The sequence below is a fragment of the Paroceanicella profunda genome (assembly GCF_005887635.2).
Classification (GTDB): Bacteria; Pseudomonadota; Alphaproteobacteria; order Rhodobacterales; family Rhodobacteraceae; genus Paroceanicella; species Paroceanicella profunda.
In genome coordinates, this window is sequence record NZ_CP040818.1 from 3314069 (window position 1) to 3330916 (window position 16848).

The following is a 16848-nucleotide window of genomic DNA, read 5'->3' on the forward strand; positions in this document are numbered from 1 at the left end:
CGGCGCCGGAATGGCGAGACGGAATGTGAATTCCATCGCGCCGCCCGGCTTGCTAGATTGCCCGCATGATCACACTCGACATCATCTCCGACCCCATCTGCCCCTGGTGCTACCTGGGCAAGGCGAAACTCGACCGGGCGCTGGATGCCGCCCCCGACCATCCGTTCGACATCCGCTGGCGGCCCTTCCGCCTGAACCCGGACATGCCGCCCGAGGGCGCGGACCGGCGCGCCTTCATGGCGGCGAAGTTCGGCGCCGAGCAGTTCGAGGCGATGAACCGGCGCCTGCGCGAGGCCGGCGCCGAGGTGGGAATCGCGTTCGAATTCGAGCGCATCACCCGCACGCCCGACACCACGAACTGCCACCGCCTCATCCGCTGGGCCAGCGTGACCGGCAACCAGACCCTGGTCGTCGACCAGCTGTTCCGCCGCTACTTCCGCGAGGGCCAGGACATTTCCGAGCTTCCCGTGCTGGTGGAAATCGCCGAGCAGGCGGGCATGGACGGCGAGGTCATCCTGCGCCTGCTCACCGGCGACACGGAGCGCGCGGAGATTGAAAAAGAGAACGCCACCGCCCGCGAGATGGGCGTCACCGGCGTGCCCACCTTCCTCATCGGCGGGAAATACGTGCTCCAGGGCGCACAGGAAAGCGAGACATGGGCGCAGGTCATTGAACAGATGCGCGCAATGCCCATGTCTTCCGACGAAGACGAGACAGAGGACGTGCCGTGAACGGATTTCTCGAGGTCCTTCAGAAGGTCGGGGCGACGCAGGCCTCCTGGGCGATCATCGTGATCGCCCTGCTCTGGGGCTGCGCCTCGCTCTACCGGATGCTGGTCTGCCCCATCGCGAACTGCAGGCCGGTGACCCTCGATCTGCCGCCCGAGGAGGCCGAGCGCCAGATCAACCAGCGGGTGCGCCACCCGCTGAGCTTCCTGGTGCTGATGCTGCTGGGAATCGGGCTGTCGGTCTCCGGGCTGTTCGGGCTCGCCTCCGACACGCATCGCGGCACCATCGCCTTCTTCATGCTGGTGGTCGGGCTGTTCCTCATCCTCACCCTGCCGATGCGCCAGAACATCCGCGACGGGGAACTGCGGGTGATGGCCGCGCGCGACCTTCAGGCCCGCCAACTCATGTCCTCCAGCCTGCGCCATGACCACCGGCAGCTGCTCTACTACGAATTCGGTGGCCTCTCCCTGCTCACCCTCACGGTGCTGCTGTTCTGAGCCGCGCCCGCTGAAGGCCGCAGGAACGCCCGCTCTCTTTGTGGGCGCTGGCTCAGAGCGGCCGGCTGCCGCGCCGTCCTGATCCCCGTGAGCCGGTCCTCCGGCCGGAGGACCGCCCTGCCGGCCGGTGCACCCCGGGGGGCGCCGTCTTGATGGACCGCACCCCGAGCCTGCTCACAGCCAGCCGTCGGCCCGGCCCTCCCGCCCGGGGCACGCGCCGGGCCCGCCGCCTCAGGCCTGTTTCGCGAGGGCGGCGAGGTCGCGCGCGATGCCGTAGGCGCCTTTCACCCGCTGACCGGCGGTCTCCCAGCTGCGCTGGATCACCACCTTGTTGTCGCGGATCTTCGCCTGGCCCTTCTGCTCGCTGAGGAAGGCCACCAGCCCGGCGGGGTTCGCGAACTTGTCATGCCGGAAGGTGAGCACCGCCCCCTTGGGCCCGGTGTCGAGCCGGGCGATGCCGGCGCGGCGGCACATGGCCTTGATGCGCACCACGCGCATCAGCACCTCCACCTCGCGCGGCAGGGCGCCGAAGCGGTCGATCAGCTCCGCGGCGAACCCCTCCAGTTCCACCTTCGTCTCCAGCCCCGAGAGGCGGCGGTAGAGGCCGAGGCGCACGTCGAGGTCCGGCACGTATTCCTCCGGGATCAGCACCGGCACGCCGAGGTTGATCTGCGGCGACCAGGTATCGTCGAGGTCCGCCAGCCCCTCGCCCTGGCCGGAGCGGATGCGCGCGATCGCCTCCTCCAGCATCTCCTGGTAGAGCTCGTAGCCCACCTCCCGCACCTGGCCGGACTGTTCCTCGCCCAGCAGGTTGCCGGCGCCGCGGATGTCGAGGTCATGCGAGGCGAGGTTGAAGCCGGCGCCGAGGCTGTCCAGCGAGCCCAGCACCTTCAGGCGCTTCTCCGCTGCGGGCGTGAGCTTCTTGCGCGGCTCGGTGGTGAAATAGGCATAGGCGCGCAGCTTGGAGCGGCCCACGCGACCGCGGATCTGGTAGAGCTGGGCGAGGCCGAACATGTCCGCCCGGCCCACCACCAGCGTGTTCGCCGCCGGGATGTCGAGACCGGATTCCACGATGGTGGTGGCCAGCAGCACGTCGTACTTGCCGTCGTAGAAGGCGTTCATCCGGTCATCGAGCTCGCCCGGGGCCATCTGCCCGTGCGCCACGACCACCGAAAGCTCCGGAAGCTGCTCGCGCAGGAAGGTCTCCGTCTCGGCCAGGTCGGTGATGCGCGGCACCACGAAGAAGGACTGCCCGCCCCGGTAATGCTCGCGCAGGAGCGCCTCGCGCACCACCACCGGGTCGAACGGGCTCACATAGGTGCGGATCGCCAGCCGGTCCACCGGCGGCGAGGCGATGAGCGACAGCTCGCGCACGCCCGAAAGCGACATCTGCAGCGTGCGCGGGATCGGCGTCGCCGTCATGGTGAGCACGTGGATGTCCGAGCGCAGCTGCTTCAGCCGCTCCTTGTGCGCCACGCCGAAATGCTGCTCCTCGTCGATCACCAGCAGCCCCAGATGGGCGAAGCGCACCTGCCGGGAGAGCAGCGCATGGGTGCCGACCACGATCTCCACCTCGCCGCGCGCCAGCCCGTCACGGGTCTCCTGCGCCTCCTTCGCCGTCACGAAGCGCGACAGGTGGCGCACCCGCACGGGCATGCCGCGGAACCGCTCGGCAAAGCCCTTGTAGTGCTGGCGGGCCAGCAGCGTGGTGGGCGCCACCACCGCCACCTGCACCCCGGACAGCGCCGCGATGAAGGCGGCGCGCAGCGCCACCTCGGTCTTGCCGAAGCCCACGTCGCCGCAGATCAGCCGGTCCATCGGCCGGCCGGACTGCATGTCCTCCAGCACGTCGTTGATGGCGGCGAGCTGGTCCTCGGTTTCCTGATAGGGGAAGCGGGCGCAGAACTCCTCCCACAGCCCGCCCTCGGGCGGGGTGAGGATCTCGCCCTTGCGCAGCATCCGCTCGGCGGCGATGCGGATGAGCTTGTCGGCCATCTCGCGGATGCGTTCCTTGAGCTTGGCCTTCTTGGCCTGCCAGGCGCCGCCGCCCAGCCGGTCCAGCAGGCCCTCCTCATGGCCGTAGCGGGTGAGCAGCTCGATGTTCTCCACCGGCAGGTAGAGCTTGTCGGCGTTCGCGTATTCGAGGGCAAGGCATTCATGCGGCGCGCCCATCGCCTCGATGGTCTGCAGGCCGATGTAGCGGCCCACGCCGTGGTCCACATGCACCACCAGGTCGCCGGGGGAGATGGCGCCCACCTCGGTGAGGAAGTTCTCCGCCCGGCGGCGCTTCCTGGGTGCGCGGATCAGCCGGTCGCCCAGCACGTCCTGCTCCGAGATCACCGTGGTGCCGTCGATCTCGAACCCGTGCTCCAGCCCCCAGATGATCAGGTAGAGCCCCTTCGGGTCGGTCATGTCGGCCCAGCGGGCCACCGGCTCGGCGCCATCCAGCCCGGCATCGGCCAGCAGGTGGCCCAGCCGCTCGCGCGAGCCCTCCGAGTAGGAGGCGATGACCACCTGCCCGCGCCTGCGCTTTGCGCGCACATGCTCGGCCAGCGCGCCGAACAGCGAGATGTCCTGCGCCTGCCGCTCGGGCGCGAAGTTGCGCCCGATGCGCCCGCCCGCGTCGATCACCCCCGGGCCCGTGGGTTGCGGCAGTTCCGAGAACGGGCGCAGGGCGCGGTCGGCGAGCGCCGCGCTCCAGGCGGCCTCGTCGAGGTAGAGCAGGCGCGGCTCCACCGGCTTGTAGACCGTGCCGGAGATCTGCCGGCCCTGCAGCGCGGCCGCGCGGGCCTCGTAATGGTCCTCCACCGTTTCCTGGCGCGCGAGGCGGGTGGGCTCGATCTGGTCGTCGAAGCTCACCGGCGCGCCGGGCAGGTAGTCGAACAGCGTGTCCAGGCGCGCGTGGAAGAACGGCAGCCAGTGCTCGAACCCCTGGTGCTTGCGCCCGGCGCTGATCGCCTCGTAGAGCGGGTCGTCCAGGCCGGCGGCGCCGAAGGTCTCGCGGTAGCGGGTGCGGAAACGGGCGATGGACTCCTCGTCGAGGATCACCTCGGACACCGGTGCCAGTTCGACCGAGGAGATCTTCTCCACCGTGCGCTGGGTTTCGGCGTCGAAGCGCCGGGCGCCCTCCAGCACGTCACCGAACAGGTCCAGCCGCACCGGCGCGCCCGCGCCCGGGGGGAAGATGTCCACGATGCCGCCGCGGATGGCGAAATCGCCCGGCTCCGTCACCGTGGAGGCGCGGTTGAACCCCATGCGTCCGAGGTAGGAGGTGAGGGCGGCGAGGTCGATCTGCCGTCCCACCCGGGCCGAGAAGCTGGCACCGGCGATGGTGTCGCGGGCCGGCACGCGCTGGGTGGCCGCGTTGAGGGTGGTGAGCAGCACGCAGGGCCGCTCGAAGCCGCCGGCCAGCGTGGCCAGCGTGGCCATGCGCGCGGCCGAGATCTCCGCATTGGGCGAGATCCGGTCATAGGGCAGGCAGTCCCAGGCCGGGAAGCGCAGCACCGGCAGGCCGGGGTCGAACACCGCCAGCGCCTCGGCCAGGGCCGCCACCCGGGCGTCATCGCGCGCGACATGGATCACCGGCCCCTTCGCGCGGGCCACGAGGTCGCACAGGAGCTTCGCATCGAAGCCCTGCGGCGCACCTCCGACGAGTGTGCGGACGGGAGGAAGCGGTGTCATCTTCATGTCAGACCATCCGGGGTCTCGGGCCGGGCAAGCGGAGCGCCGCGCGCGGCGGGCTCCTGCGCGGCACCGCGCGTCAACTCTGCCGCAGGAGATGCGGCACCCTGCCTGCCATACTGGCCCGGCGCGCCGGAGACAAGCCGCGAGGCCGGATCCGGGCCTACCAGCGCCGCAACCCGAACAGGAAGGCCGCCCCGAACAGCGCCGTGGCGGTGATGGCAAGCAGGGCGATGAGCTGGTTGTAGAAACGCCGCCGGGCCAGCCCGCGCCGCAGCGCCTCGCCCCGGATCGCCTGCGCCTCGATGGCGATGGCCAGCCGGACGTTCAGCACCTTCACCAGCAGCAGCGGCAGGGCGAGGAAGCTCACCCCCTGCGCCAGCTCCAGCCCGGGATGCACCGCCAGCGTCACCACCACCGACAGCGCGAAGGCCGCCACCGCCAGCAGGTATGGCCCGGCCACGCGCACCGCCGCCGCCTGCCGCGCCGCGTGGATGGCGGCGAGCTGGTCCACCTGCCGCGCCGCCGCCCCGCCCCGGTGGTCGGCGCGCATCAGCAGGTCATGGGGCACGCCCACGGTCCAGTGGCAGGCAGCGCTCCAGGCCAGGATGGTGACCCCCCAGTACCAGACATTGTCGAACGTCCCCGTGCCGATCAGCGCCAGGAATGATCCCGGCAGTCCCGTCCCAGACCCCATCTGCATATCTCCCCGGCAAAACCGCCATGGCTCCGTGCCTTGCCCCGACGGGCGCCGCGTGGCATTCCCTGTCCTGACTTGTCCCACGGAGTAGCATCATGGATCGCAGCCTTCACGCCCCTTTTCCCGCCCTGCGCCCCCGGCGCCTGCGGCAGGCCGACTGGATGCGGCGCCTGGTGCGCGAGACCACCCTCACCCGCGATGACCTGATCTGGCCGATCTTCGTGCGCGACGGCGAGAACATCGCCGAACCCGTCAGCTCCCTGCCCGGGGTGGAGCGCCTGTCGGTGGACCGCGCGGTGGCTGCCGCCGAGCAGGCCGCCGCCCTCGGCATTCCCTGCATGGCGCTGTTCCCCTACACGCCGGACGCGGTGAAGTCTCCCGGCGCCGAGGAGGCCTGGAACCCGGAAAACCTCGTCTGCCGCGCCACCCGCGCCATCAAGGCCGCGGTGCCGGAGATCGGCATCCTGCTCGACGTCGCCCTCGACCCCTACAATTCCGACGGCCATGACGGAATCGTGCGCGACGGCAAGGTGCTCAACGACGAGAGCCTCCTCGCGCTGGAGAGGCAGGCCCTCGCCCAGGCCGAGGCCGGCGCCGACATCCTCGGCCCCTCGGACATGATGGACGGGCGCATCGGCATCATCCGCCGCGCGCTGGAGGAAAACGATTTCCCGGATGTCTCCATCATGTCCTACTCGGCGAAATATGCCTCCGCCTTCTACGGGCCGTTCCGCGACGCGGTCGGCTCCGGCGGCGCGCTCACCGGCGACAAGAAGACCTACCAGATGGACTGCGGCAATTCCGACGAGGCGATCCGCGAGACCGCGATCGACATCGCCGAGGGCGCCGACATGGTGATGATCAAGCCGGGCATGCCCTATCTCGATGTCTGCCGCCGGGTGAAGGACCAGTTCGGCCTGCCCACCTACGCCTACCAGGTCTCCGGTGAATACGCGATGATCATGGCCGCGGGCCGGAACGGCTGGATCGACGAGGAAAAGGCCATGCTCGAGAGCCTCTGCGCCTTCAAGCGCGCCGGTTGCGACGGCATCCTGACCTATTTCGCCCCCCGCGTGGCCGCCCTGCTCGCCCAGGGCGACTGATCCGCCCCCGAGCGACAGATCCGCCCCGGGGCGCCGGATCACAGCGGATCCGGCGAACGCGGCCGATCCGCAACCGCCCGCAGCGCGCGGGTTTCCAGCGCAGCCGCTTGCACCGCGCGGGTTCCCCGCGCAGCCGCTTGCACCGTGCGGGTGTCCAACGCGGGCACGCCGCGCCGCCGGCATCATCGGCGTCCCGCGCCGATGGATCGCCGCCCGCACCCTCCCGCCGCCCCGCGCCATCGCGGCACGCGCCGGGGGCCGGGCCTTCGGCCGGCCACGTCCACCGGGGTGCGGGGGGCCTGCCCCCCTGCCGGGACGGGCGTCTCCTGCCCGGTTTGCGCGCGGTCCGTACCAGACATCCCGCTCCGTCCCGGGGCATCGCGTAACCGAGATAACGCATAGGTGATTGCCGCTGCGACGGAACTGGGGCAGGTTCCAGTTCAATTGCTGGTCCGGAGCTCTCGGGGCACCGGCCGAAGAACGAGAGGAAAAGAACATGACAGTCATCACCCGCCGGACCATGCTCACCGGCATCGCCGGGCTCGGAGCCTGCTCCCTGCCCCTCGCGGCCTCGGCCTACACCAAGGCGGAGATCGACTCGAACGTCTCCGCCGCCCTCGAGGAACTGCGCAAGGTCAACGGCGCGCCGGACCTCATGTCCCGCGCGCTGGGCTATCTCGTGATGGCCGACGTGAAGAAGGCCGGCCTGCTGGTGGGCGGCGAATACGGCGAGGGCACGCTCTTCGTCGGCGGCGCGCCCACCGACTACTACTCCGTCGCCGCCGCCTCCTTCGGCCTGCAGGCGGGCATCCAGCGCTCCAACCAGGCGCTGTTCTTCATGACAGAGAAGGCCCTGAAGGACTTCCGCACCGCCGATGGCTGGACCGCCGGCGCCGATGCCGAGATCACCATCCCCGACAACGGCGTGGGCGTGAACGTCTCCACCCATACCCAGAACAAGCCGGTGATCGGCATCATCTTCGGCCGCGAGGGCCTGATGGCCGGCGCCAGCCTCGAAGGCGCGAAATTCTCCCGCATCTACCGCTGACGCCTTCCCGCCGGGCGCCCCCGCGCGCCCGGCCCAGTCGCGCGCCGCTCCGCGCGCGACGGCTTCCTGTGCTAGCATCTGGCCGTTCCGCAGTTCGGAGGCCATGCCATGTTCGACGATTTTTCCGATGAAGACTGGTTTACCGCCTGGGGCGCGTTCCTCGCCGCCATGCTGCATTGCGCCCTGCGCAAGCGAGATGCGCTGCACCGGCTCGCGCCGGGAGAGGTTCCCGCCCCCCGCACCGCGCGCATGCTGGAGCTGCACATGATGCTGCATGATCTGCTGGAGATCATCCGGGCGGAGATCACCCGCGAGGTGACCGATCATCTCCTCGCCGACGCGCAGGAGCGCCACCGCGGGCGTGAGCTCGTCGCCCTCACCGGGCAGGAGATGCGCTTCGTCGCCCGGCACTACGGCCGGGGCGGCGCCGAACGGCAGAGCGACGGTGCGCCGCCGACGCCGGAGAAGGAGATCGCCGAGAGCGACACCGGCTTCGAGGCCGCCAAGACCGCGAAGGACAGTATCGAGAAGCTGTTCTCCTGGGTGCCCCGGCACAGGGCGCTGCTGCACGGGCTCAACGAGCTGCTCTCGCTCGGCAAGCTGGTGTGAAGCCGCTGCGCGCGGCCGGCCCGCCCCCGGCAGCGCCGCCGGAAGGCCGGGCGCCGCCGCGAGGATGCGGGGCGGGGCGCCCGGCCGTTCCGGGCGCCCCTGCTCTGCCTCAGTCCTGCAGGCGCGCGATGAGCGAGGAGGTGTCCCAGCGGCCGCCGCCCATCTTCTGCACGTCCTTGTAGAACTGGTCCACCAGCGCCGTCACCGGCAGGCTGGCGCCGTTGCCGTTCGCCTCGGCGAGGCAGATGCCGAGGTCCTTGCGCATCCAGTCCACCGCGAAGCCGAAGTCGAACTTGCCGGCCAGCATGGTGGTGCCGCGGTTCTCCATCTGCCAGGAGCCGGCGGCTCCCTTGGAGATCACCTCCAGCACCGCCGCGCCGTCGAGCCCGGCCTTCTGGGCGAAGTTCATGCCCTCGGAGAGCCCCTGAACCAGCCCCGCGATGCAGATCTGGTTCACCATCTTGGTGAGCTGGCCGGAGCCGACGGGCCCCATCAGCCGGCAGGAGCGGGCGAAGGCGTCGATCAGAGGCGCCACCTTCGCGTAGGTGGCCTCCTCGCCGCCACACATTACCGTGAGCACGCCGTTCTCCGCCCCGGCCTGGCCGCCGGAGACGGGCGCGTCGATGAAGCCGAACCCGGCCTCGGCGGCGGCGGCGCCCAGCTCGCGCGCCACCCCGGCCGAGGCTGTGGTGTGGTCCACGAAGACCGCGCCCTTCTCGAGGCCGGAAAAGGCGCCCTCCGGCCCGGTGGTGACGGCGCGCAGGTCGTCGTCATTGCCCACGCAGGCAAAGACCACCTCTGCGCCCTCGGCCGCTGCCGCGGGCGTGGCCGCGGAGGTGCCGCCGTGCTTGGCGACCCAGGCCTCCGCCTTCGCGGCGGTGCGATTGTAGACGCACACCTCGTGGCCCGCCGCCTTCAGGTGCCCCGCCATCGGATAACCCATTACGCCAAGGCCGAGAAATGCAAGCTTCGCCATGGTGATGCCTCCCTTTTATGTGTCCAGCTTCCGGTTTGCCCATGCCTTGATGGACTGGTAAGGAATGCGGGTCAAGATCGAGGGAAAGGCCCCCATGGCCCTTGCATTCAAATGGCTCACCCGGATTCTCCTGCTCATGGTGGTCCTGGGGCTGGGGGCGTTCGGCCTCGCGTGGCTCGTCACCTCCGGCTCCCTGCCGGACTATGACGGGAAGTACCGCGTATCGGGGATCGACCAGCCGGTCGAGATCGTCCGGGACATTCACGCGGTCCCGCACATCCTCGGCAAGACGGACCGGGACACCTATTTCGGCCTCGGCTTCGTTCATGCGCAGGACCGGCTGTGGCAGATGGAGATGAGCCGGCGCACCGCGCAGGGCACCCTGTCCGAGCTGTTCGGTGAGCGGACCTTGCGGACCGACCGGCTCATGCGCGCGCTCGACATCTACGGCATCTCCGTGCGCGCGGTGCGGCACCAGTCCCCGGAAACCCTGGCCGCGCTGGAAGCCTATTCGGCCGGGGTGAACGCCTGGATCAGCCAGGTCGGGCGCGATGCGCTGGGCCGCGGCGCCCCGGAATTCCTGCTCTTCACCCAGCAGATCGCGCCCTGGACCCCGGCGGATTCCATCGCCGTGGCCAAGCTGATGGCGCTGAACCTCACCGCCCAGGCGGCAAAGGAGACCCGGCGCGCGGCGCTCTCCCTCGCCCTGCCGCCGGAGCGGCTGCGCGACATCCTGCCGGATTACCCGGACCAGGCGGTGGTGGGGATGCCGGAATTCTCGCAGATGTTCCCGCAGATGAAGGCCCCGGTGCTGCATGCCGCCGCCGCGCCCGACCTCTCGCCGCTGAACGCGCCGGGCTTCGCCGGCGCCTCGAACGCCTTCGCCGCCAACGGCAGCCGCACCGCCACCGGCCAGCCGCTCCTCGCCACGGACCCGCACCTTGCCCTTTCCGCGCCCGGCGTGTGGATGCTGGTGCGGATGAAATTCCCGGGCACGGACGTGATCGGCGCCTCCATCCCCGGCATTCCCGCGGTGGTGATGGGGCGCAACGAGGATTTCGGCTGGGGCCTCACCACCGCCTATGTCGATGACCAGGACGTCTACATCGAGAAGCTCGACCCGCAGGATGCGGACCGCTACATCACCCCCGCCGGCGCGCAGCCCTTCCGCACCCGCGACGTGCTCATCGCGGTGAAGGGCGAGGTGTCGCAAAGCATGACCCTGCGCTGGACCCGGCACGGGCCGGTGATCCCGGACGGGTTCTTCGGCGCCGACCAGGTGACCCCGCAGGGCCATGTCGCCGCCCTGGCCTGGACCGGGCTCACCGAGGATGACCACAGCATCGAGAGCCTGATCGGGCTGATGCGGTCGCATTCGATCGTCCAGGCCCGCCCGGCACTGGCCCTCGCCGTGGCCCCGGCGCAGAACGTCATCATGGCCGACAGGTCCGGCAACGTGGCGATGCAGGTCGCGGGCGCAGCGCCGCTGCGCAGGCTCACCCATCAGGGCCAGGGCCGCCTGCCGGTGCCCGGCTGGGTGGCGCAGAATGACTGGGACGGCATCGAGCCCTTCGAGGACATGCCCTTCGTGGAAAACCCGCCCGGCGGCATCGTGGTCAACACCAACAACCGCACCACGAACCAGCCCTTTCCCTACCACCTGAACCTGGACTGGGGCGACAGCCAGCGCATCGCGCGCGCCACCCGCCTGCTGGAACAGCGCGAATTCCACTCGCGCGAGAGCTTCGTGGAGATCCAGACCGACATCGTGTCGGAAACCGCGCGCACCCTGCTGCCGCTGATGGCGCGCAACCTGTGGTGGGCCGGGGACCCGGCGCCGGACGACACCCGCGGCCGCTTCCGCAAGCGCGCGCTGGACAGGCTGGCGGAATGGAACGGCGAGATGAACCAGTACGCCCCGGAACCGCTGATCTACGCGGCCTGGGTGCGTGCGCTCACCCGCCGCCTGGCGCTGGACGAACTGGGCCCGCTCTTCGACCAGGTGCAGGGCATCGAGCCGATCTTCATCGAGCGCGTGCTGCGCAACGTGGACGGCGCGGGGGTCTGGTGCGACATCACCAAGACGGAGGCGGTGGAGACCTGCGCCGACATCACCCGCCTCGCGCTCGACGACGCGCTCACCGAGCTGGAGGAAACCTACGGCGAGGAGATGGACAGCTGGCGCTGGGGGGATGCGCATGTGGCGCTGCAGAAGCACCCGGTGCTGGGCGACATCTTCCCCTTCTCCATGTTCGTGAACATCGAGCAGCCCACCTCGGGCGGCGATTTCACCCTGATGCGCGGCCAGATGCGCAACTCCGGCCCCACGCCCTACGCCAACGTGCACGGCTCCGGCTTCCGCGCGGTGTATGATTTCTCCGACCCGAACGGCTCGGTCTACATCATCTCCACCGGAGAGAGCGGCCACCCGTTCTCGCGCCACTACGACGACCTGTCGGACCTCTGGGGGCGCGGCGAATACATCCGCATGACGCTGGACATCGACGAGGCCCGCGGCGGCGCCATCGGCACCACCCGGCTGGTGCCGGACGCCGCGGACTGACAGCGCCCGCCCGGGCCCGGACATGCGAACGCCCCGCCGGAAAGGCGGGGCGTTCGGGTCTGCGCAGGGCGCTCAGGGCCCGGTGGGGGCAGCCTGCCTCAGGCAAACAGGCGGTGGCAGGTCTCCAGCGCGTCGACCAGCGTGTCGACCTCCGCCTCGGTGTTGTAGAGGCCGAAGGAGGCCCGGCAGGTGGCGGTAACGCCGAGGAACTCCATCAGCGGCTGTGCGCAATGGTGGCCGGCGCGCACGGCGACGCCCTTCTGGTCCACCACCGTGGAGATGTCGTGCGGGTGGCCCGCGCCTTCCATGGTGAAGGAGAAGATCGCGCCCTTGGTGGCCGAATGGCCCTGCACGTTCAGCCAGTTGAGCCCGGCGAGCCGGTCCCGCGCATAGTCGCGCAGCCCGTGCTCATGGGCGGCGATGTTCTCCATGCCGAGCCCGGTCATGTAGTCGATCGCAGCCCCGAGGCCGATCATCTGCACGATGCCCGGCGTGCCGGCCTCGAACTTGTGCGGCGGGTCGTTGTAGGTGATCGTGTCGCGCTTCACCTCGTGGATCATGTCGCCGCCGCCGATGAAGGGGCGCATCTCGGCCATCCGCGCGCGCGCCGCGTAGAGCGCGCCGGAGGCGGAGGGGCCGTAGAGCTTGTGGCCGGTGATGGCGTAGAAATCGCAGCCGAGCGCCTGCACGTTCACCGGCAGGTGCACCGCGGCCTGGCTGCCGTCGATCACCGTCACGATGCCGCGGGCCCGGGCGGCAGCGCAGATCGCGGCCACGTCCACCACCGTGCCCAGCACGTTCGACATGTGGGTGACGGCGATCATCCTGGTGCGCGGGGTGATGGCGTCGATCACCGCCTGGGGGTCCAGGTCGCCGTTCGCGTCCAGCTCCACCCATTTCAGCACCACGCCCTGGCGTTCGCGCAGGAAGTGCCAGGGCACGATGTTGGCGTGATGCTCCATCACCGAGAGGATGATCTCGTCCCCCGCCTCCAGCCGCGGCGCGGCCCAGCCGTAGCTCACCAGGTTGAGCGACATGGTCGAGCCGGTGGTGAACAGGATCTCGTCCTCATGCGCGGCACCGAGGAAGCGCTGCAGCTTGCCGCGCACCGCCTCGTACTGCTCGGTGGCGAGGTTGGAGAGGAAGTGCAGCCCGCGGTGGACGTTGGCGTATTCGTGCTCATAGGCCCGGGTGACAGCCTCGATCACCGCGCGCGGCTTCTGCGCCGAGGCGCCGTTGTCCAGATAGGTGAGCGGCTTGCCGTTCACCTCCCGCGAGAGGATGGGGAAATCGCGGCGGATTTCGGTAACGTCGTACATCAGATGCCTCCGGAGGGAGCGGTTGCCACGGCGCCCATGAACACCAGGGCGGAGAGCACGAGGGAGACGATGACCGTGACCATGGCCACGCGGCCCACGCGCTCCACCCGAAGCGCCTCGGCGATGAAGCTGCTGAACAGCCAGAGCTGGAGCGCGATGAAGCCGAGGCTCACCACCACCATCAGCCCCGGAACGGCGAAGAGCAGGATGCTCTGCACGATGCCGAGCAGCGACATCACCAGCCCGAACCAGGCCACCGCGGTGAGGATGCGCGGGAACGGCGCCGGGTGGCGCGAGAACTTGCCCCCCAGTGCCACGGCCCCGGCGAGAATGAAGATCGACACCAGCCGCAGCGCGATGCCCAGCACCGAGATGCCCGGCACCTGCATGAGCTCCAGCAGCGCGGGGTCCGTGTCGCCGGGCGGCGGCGGGGTGATGAGGGTGACCACCTGGTAGACCAGGACGTCGATCACGATGCTCGTGGCGATGATCAGCGCGATGGTGCCGAGGCCGAACCCCGCACCGAGGATGGCCCGGGCGGCCGCGCGCGGCGCCGTGACGCTGTTCCAGACGGCGTTTCCGAGGGAGAAGGTTTCGCTCATGCCGATCCTGCAAGCCAGAGCAGCGCCATGGTGACGGCCGGAACCGCGACCAGGGCGATGAAGGTGGGGGCGCTGTGCTCGAAACGCTCCGCCTCGGTGAGGCAGAGCGACCAGAACCACAGCGACACGAGGGAGGCCACCGCCGAGGGCAGCTCCGCGAGATCCACCCCGCCCATCCGGGCGAGACTGTTGATCATGCCCGCAACCAGCGTTAGCGGCGCCACGAGCAGCAGCGCCCAGAACAGCGCCAGCCGCGAGGCGTAGTGGCTGCCCTGCCCGCCCAGCCAGCCCGACACGACATGCGACACCGCGGCCAGCACGTAGAGCATCAGCGGCCCGAACAGCACGTGGCTGACGAAGAGCGCGCCCACGAAGGCCGGCCCCGGGTCGTCCGCGCCCGGCTGCGGCGGCGGGATGTCCCGCACCAGCGCCGGCAGCCGCGCGACGAAGACCACCGTCATCGCCAGCATGGCGTAGAACAGCAGGCGCGATTCCTGCGGGCGGCGCTCCTCCTCCATGCGGAAGGAGGCGCGCACGCCGCCGTAGCCCGCCAGCACGCGGCCGAGGAGGGTGTCGCGCACCGGCCTCAGCCCTGCCGGCGCCGGGCCATCCAGGCCTGAAGGCGGGCCCGGATGTCATCGGCCAGGCGATCGTCGGCGATTTCCTGCACCGCCTCGTCGACGAAGGCGAGCACCAGCATGTCCTGCGCCGCGTCCTTGGGAACCCCGCGCGAGGTGAGGTAGAACAGCGCCGTCGGGTCCACCGCGCCCACGGTGGAGCCGTGCGAGCAGGCGACATCGTCGGCGTAGATCTCCAGCTCGGGCTTGGCGAGGAACTGGCTGTCGTCGTCCAGCATCAGCCCCTGGCTGATCTGGTAGCCGTCGGTGCCCTGTGCGCCGGGTTTCACCAGGATCTTGCCCTGGAACACCCCGGTGGCGCCGTTGCGCAGCACCTTCTTGAACACCTGGCGGCTCTCGCAATTCTCCGCGTCATGGGTGATGAACACGGTGTCATCGTGCAGGAAGGAGCCGTCGCCCAGGCAGCAGCCGGCGATATGGGCCGAGCCGTTGTCGCCCACCATCTCCACCACGCATTCGTTGCGGGTGAGCCGGCCGTTCGCGGTCATCGTGAAGGTCTTGAACAGCGCATCGGCGCCCACGCGGGCGAAGATGTGGGTGACGGCGCGGCGCTCATGCTCGCGGCCCTGGGAGCGGACGTGGTGGAACTCCGCCCCGCGGGCCACGTCCACCTCCATGCACTTGTTGAAGCGCGCGGCGGCGGGGCCGTTCTCCAGCAGCGTGAGGCGCGCGCCCTCCTCCACCCGGACCAGGTGGTGGAGGACCGCGTCGCAATCGTCCTCCTGGTGCAGGTAGCGCATGGCGACGGGGCGGCTCACCGGGCCGGTGGCGCGGATCACCATGCCCTGGCGGGCGACGGCGGTGTTCAGGCTGGCCAGCGGCCGCGGCACGGGAGACTGGCCGCGCCCTTCCAGCAGGCCGAACAGGTCGCGCGCCCAGTGGTTTTCGGCCTCCAGCGCCTCGGAAAGCGGCTCGATGGAGAGGTTCTCGCCGGAGAGATCATCCGAGAGGTCCGCGCGGTAGATCCCGTCCACGAACACGATGCGGATGCACTCCATGTCAGACCAGATCGCCGGCTCCTCCGCCGGCTGGGCGGCGCCCTTCGGCGTCTCGGCGGCGATCAGCGCGGCGGGATTGGTGAAGCGCCAGTACTCGTCACGCGCGGCGGGCGCGCCGGTCTCGAGGAACCAGGCCGCGGCCTGCTCCCGCGCTTCGGAGGCCCAGCGGCTCTCGCCCATCGGCACCGGATGCGCGGCGAGCAGCGCCGCCGCATCGTCGCGCTTCTTGGCGGGCAATGCCATCAGGCCACCTCCGCCAGGATGTCGGCATAGCCGTTGTTCTCGACTTCCAGCGCCAGGTCCGGCCCGCCGGTCTTGATGATCCGGCCATCGGCCATGATGTGCACCACGTCCGGTCTGATGTGGTCCAGCAGGCGCTGGTAATGCGTGATCACCAGGAAGGAACGGCCCTCGGAGCGCAGGGCGTTCACGCCTTCGGCCACCAGCTTCATCGCATCCACGTCGAGGCCGGAATCGGTCTCGTCGAGAATGCACATGCGCGGCTCCAGCATGGCCATCTGCAGGATTTCGTTGCGCTTCTTCTCACCGCCGGAGAAGCCCACGTTCACCGGGCGCTTGAGCATGTCGGCGTCGATGTTCAGGGTCTTCGCGCGGATGCGGACTTCCTTGAGGAACTCGGCGGCGGAGAGCTCCGCCTCGCCGCGCGCCTTGCGCTGCGCGTTCACCGCGGTGCGCAGGAAGATCATGTTCGACACGCCGGGGATCTCCACCGGGTATTGGAACGCGAGGAACAGGCCGGCGGCGGCACGCTCCTCCGGCTCCATGCCCAGCAGGTCCAGGTCGCCCAGATGCGCGGCCCCCTCGGTGACCTCATAGCCGTCGCGGCCCGAGAGCACGTAGGAGAGCGTCGACTTGCCCGACCCGTTCGGCCCCATGATGGCATGCACCTGGCCGGCGCCCACCTCGAGGTTGACACCCTTGAGGATCTGCTTGTCCTCTTCCTGGAGCTTCACATGCAGGTTTTCGATTTTCAGCATTCTTCTGACCTTCCAGCTTGCAGCGCGGGCAAAGACGCTTTGCCGGCTGATGTCGCGATACGCCTGCGCGCGGCGGCCCGGGGCCCGTTGCGGGCTCCGGCCACCGCGCGGCACGGCTTATCTTTCGGCATTGCCCGGCAGCGTCATCCCGCGGTCGAACACAGTCATGTCACGGTTTTCCATGAGCACGCGTGCCGCCCACTTGGTGACGAAGCCGAGGATGTAGGCACCCACGAAGTACCAGACGCTCCAGCCGAAGAAGGCCGATCCGATGAGCAGGAGGAAGAAGGCGACGTTGCTTGCGAAGCTCACCCCTTTGAGGATCTCGGACACGCCCTCAAAAACAACAGCAGTCTTGTGCATTGTAGACATCTTTCCAGATTTTCGG

At 69.8% G+C, this 16848-nt stretch carries 15 protein-coding genes; 6 read left to right on the forward strand and 9 right to left on the reverse strand.

The features are described 5' to 3' along the window. Positions 1–65: 65 nt before the first annotated feature. The gene (locus FDP22_RS14790; protein ID WP_138578241.1) at positions 66–731 is read left to right on the forward strand and encodes a DsbA family oxidoreductase; all 666 of its coding nucleotides are present in this window, start codon (positions 66–68) and stop codon (positions 729–731) included. Beyond that, entirely contained in the window at positions 728–1225 is a 498-nt protein-coding gene (locus FDP22_RS14795) for a hypothetical protein (protein ID WP_138578243.1), read from the forward strand. The genes FDP22_RS14790 and FDP22_RS14795 overlap by 4 nt, the downstream gene beginning before the upstream one ends. A gap of 231 nt (positions 1226–1456) precedes the next feature. Here the strand turns inward: FDP22_RS14795 and mfd are convergent, their stop codons facing one another. Continuing rightward, positions 1457–4912: a transcription-repair coupling factor gene (gene mfd / locus FDP22_RS14800; RefSeq protein WP_430225495.1), complete on the reverse strand. Its 3456-nt coding sequence runs from the start codon at positions 4910–4912 to the stop codon at positions 1457–1459. A 157-nt stretch (positions 4913–5069) separates the two neighbouring features. Next, positions 5070–5603, reverse strand: coding sequence for a component of SufBCD complex (locus FDP22_RS24535; protein WP_138578245.1), 534 nt, complete (start codon positions 5601–5603; stop codon positions 5070–5072). 98 nt (positions 5604–5701) lie between these two features. Between FDP22_RS24535 and hemB the strand changes: the two genes are divergently transcribed. The 3 genes from hemB (at position 5702) to FDP22_RS14820 (ending at position 8366) form a co-directional block, all read left to right on the forward strand. Then, a complete protein-coding gene (gene hemB, locus FDP22_RS14810; RefSeq protein WP_138578247.1) occupies positions 5702–6709 on the forward strand; it encodes a porphobilinogen synthase in 1008 nt (335 codons plus the stop codon). Positions 6710–7205: 496 nt separating this feature from the next. Continuing rightward, positions 7206–7757, forward strand: coding sequence for a lipid-binding SYLF domain-containing protein (locus FDP22_RS14815; protein ID WP_138578249.1), 552 nt, complete (start codon positions 7206–7208; stop codon positions 7755–7757). Positions 7758–7865: 108 nt separating this feature from the next. Beyond that, positions 7866–8366 (forward strand): hypothetical protein, encoded by a 501-nt coding sequence (locus tag FDP22_RS14820; protein WP_138578251.1) that lies wholly within the window; start codon positions 7866–7868, stop codon positions 8364–8366. Positions 8367–8475: 109 nt separating this feature from the next. Here FDP22_RS14820 and FDP22_RS14825 read toward each other — a convergent pair whose 3' ends face one another. Further along, on the reverse strand, positions 8476–9342 hold the full coding sequence (locus FDP22_RS14825) for an NAD(P)-dependent oxidoreductase (protein WP_138578253.1): 867 nt from the start codon (positions 9340–9342) through the stop codon (positions 8476–8478). 94 nt (positions 9343–9436) lie between these two features. Here FDP22_RS14825 and FDP22_RS14830 point away from each other — a divergent pair, with 94 nt between their 5' ends. Next, positions 9437–11905, forward strand: a complete 2469-nt coding sequence (locus FDP22_RS14830) for a penicillin acylase family protein (protein WP_138578255.1) — start codon at positions 9437–9439, stop codon at positions 11903–11905. Positions 11906–12003: 98 nt separating this feature from the next. Here the strand turns inward: FDP22_RS14830 and FDP22_RS14835 are convergent, their stop codons facing one another. The 6 genes from FDP22_RS14835 to FDP22_RS14860 form a co-directional block, all read right to left on the reverse strand. Beyond that, positions 12004–13224 carry a cysteine desulfurase gene (locus tag FDP22_RS14835; RefSeq protein WP_138578257.1) on the reverse strand — a complete coding sequence of 407 codons (1221 nt, stop codon included), beginning with the start codon at positions 13222–13224 and terminating at the stop codon, positions 12004–12006. After that, entirely contained in the window at positions 13224–13826 is a 603-nt protein-coding gene (locus FDP22_RS14840; protein WP_138578259.1) for a Yip1 family protein, read from the reverse strand. The genes FDP22_RS14835 and FDP22_RS14840 overlap by 1 nt, the downstream gene beginning before the upstream one ends. Then, entirely contained in the window at positions 13823–14407 is a 585-nt protein-coding gene (locus FDP22_RS14845) for a YIP1 family protein (RefSeq protein WP_138578261.1), read from the reverse strand. Before FDP22_RS14845 ends, FDP22_RS14840 begins: the two co-directional genes overlap by 4 nt. Before the next feature lie 5 nt (positions 14408–14412). Beyond that, positions 14413–15705, reverse strand: coding sequence for a SufB/SufD family protein (locus FDP22_RS14850; RefSeq protein ID WP_138578263.1), 1293 nt, complete (start codon positions 15703–15705; stop codon positions 14413–14415). Further along, entirely contained in the window at positions 15705–16460 is a 756-nt protein-coding gene (gene sufC, locus FDP22_RS14855) for a Fe-S cluster assembly ATPase SufC (RefSeq protein ID WP_138578265.1), read from the reverse strand. Before sufC ends, FDP22_RS14850 begins: the two co-directional genes overlap by 1 nt. 117 nt (positions 16461–16577) lie before the next feature. After that, positions 16578–16823 carry a hypothetical protein gene (locus FDP22_RS14860; protein ID WP_138578267.1) on the reverse strand — a complete coding sequence of 82 codons (246 nt, stop codon included), beginning with the start codon at positions 16821–16823 and terminating at the stop codon, positions 16578–16580. Positions 16824–16848: the final 25 nt, after the last annotated feature.

Bases quoted from the DNA above. Each gene is read 5' to 3' on its own strand.
- sufC (WP_138578265.1), bottom strand. From the start codon at position 16,460: ATGCTGAAAATCGAAAACCTGCATGTGAAGCTCCAGGAAGAGGACAAG.
- FDP22_RS14815 (WP_138578249.1), top strand. From the start codon at position 7,206: ATGACAGTCATCACCCGCCGGACCATGCTCACCGGCATCGCCGGGCTC.
- FDP22_RS14830 (WP_138578255.1), top strand. From the start codon at position 9,437: ATGGCCCTTGCATTCAAATGGCTCACCCGGATTCTCCTGCTCATGGTG.
- mfd (WP_430225495.1), bottom strand. From the start codon at position 4,912: ATGAAGATGACACCGCTTCCTCCCGTCCGCACACTCGTCGGAGGTGCG.
- FDP22_RS14825 (WP_138578253.1), bottom strand. From the start codon at position 9,342: ATGGCGAAGCTTGCATTTCTCGGCCTTGGCGTAATGGGTTATCCGATG.
- FDP22_RS14790 (WP_138578241.1), top strand. From the start codon at position 66: ATGATCACACTCGACATCATCTCCGACCCCATCTGCCCCTGGTGCTAC.
- FDP22_RS14850 (WP_138578263.1), bottom strand. From the start codon at position 15,705: ATGGCATTGCCCGCCAAGAAGCGCGACGATGCGGCGGCGCTGCTCGCC.
- hemB (WP_138578247.1), top strand. From the start codon at position 5,702: ATGGATCGCAGCCTTCACGCCCCTTTTCCCGCCCTGCGCCCCCGGCGC.
- FDP22_RS14820 (WP_138578251.1), top strand. From the start codon at position 7,866: ATGTTCGACGATTTTTCCGATGAAGACTGGTTTACCGCCTGGGGCGCG.
- FDP22_RS14835 (WP_138578257.1), bottom strand. From the start codon at position 13,224: ATGTACGACGTTACCGAAATCCGCCGCGATTTCCCCATCCTCTCGCGG.
- FDP22_RS14860 (WP_138578267.1), bottom strand. From the start codon at position 16,823: ATGCACAAGACTGCTGTTGTTTTTGAGGGCGTGTCCGAGATCCTCAAA.
- FDP22_RS24535 (WP_138578245.1), bottom strand. From the start codon at position 5,603: ATGGGGTCTGGGACGGGACTGCCGGGATCATTCCTGGCGCTGATCGGC.
- FDP22_RS14840 (WP_138578259.1), bottom strand. From the start codon at position 13,826: ATGAGCGAAACCTTCTCCCTCGGAAACGCCGTCTGGAACAGCGTCACG.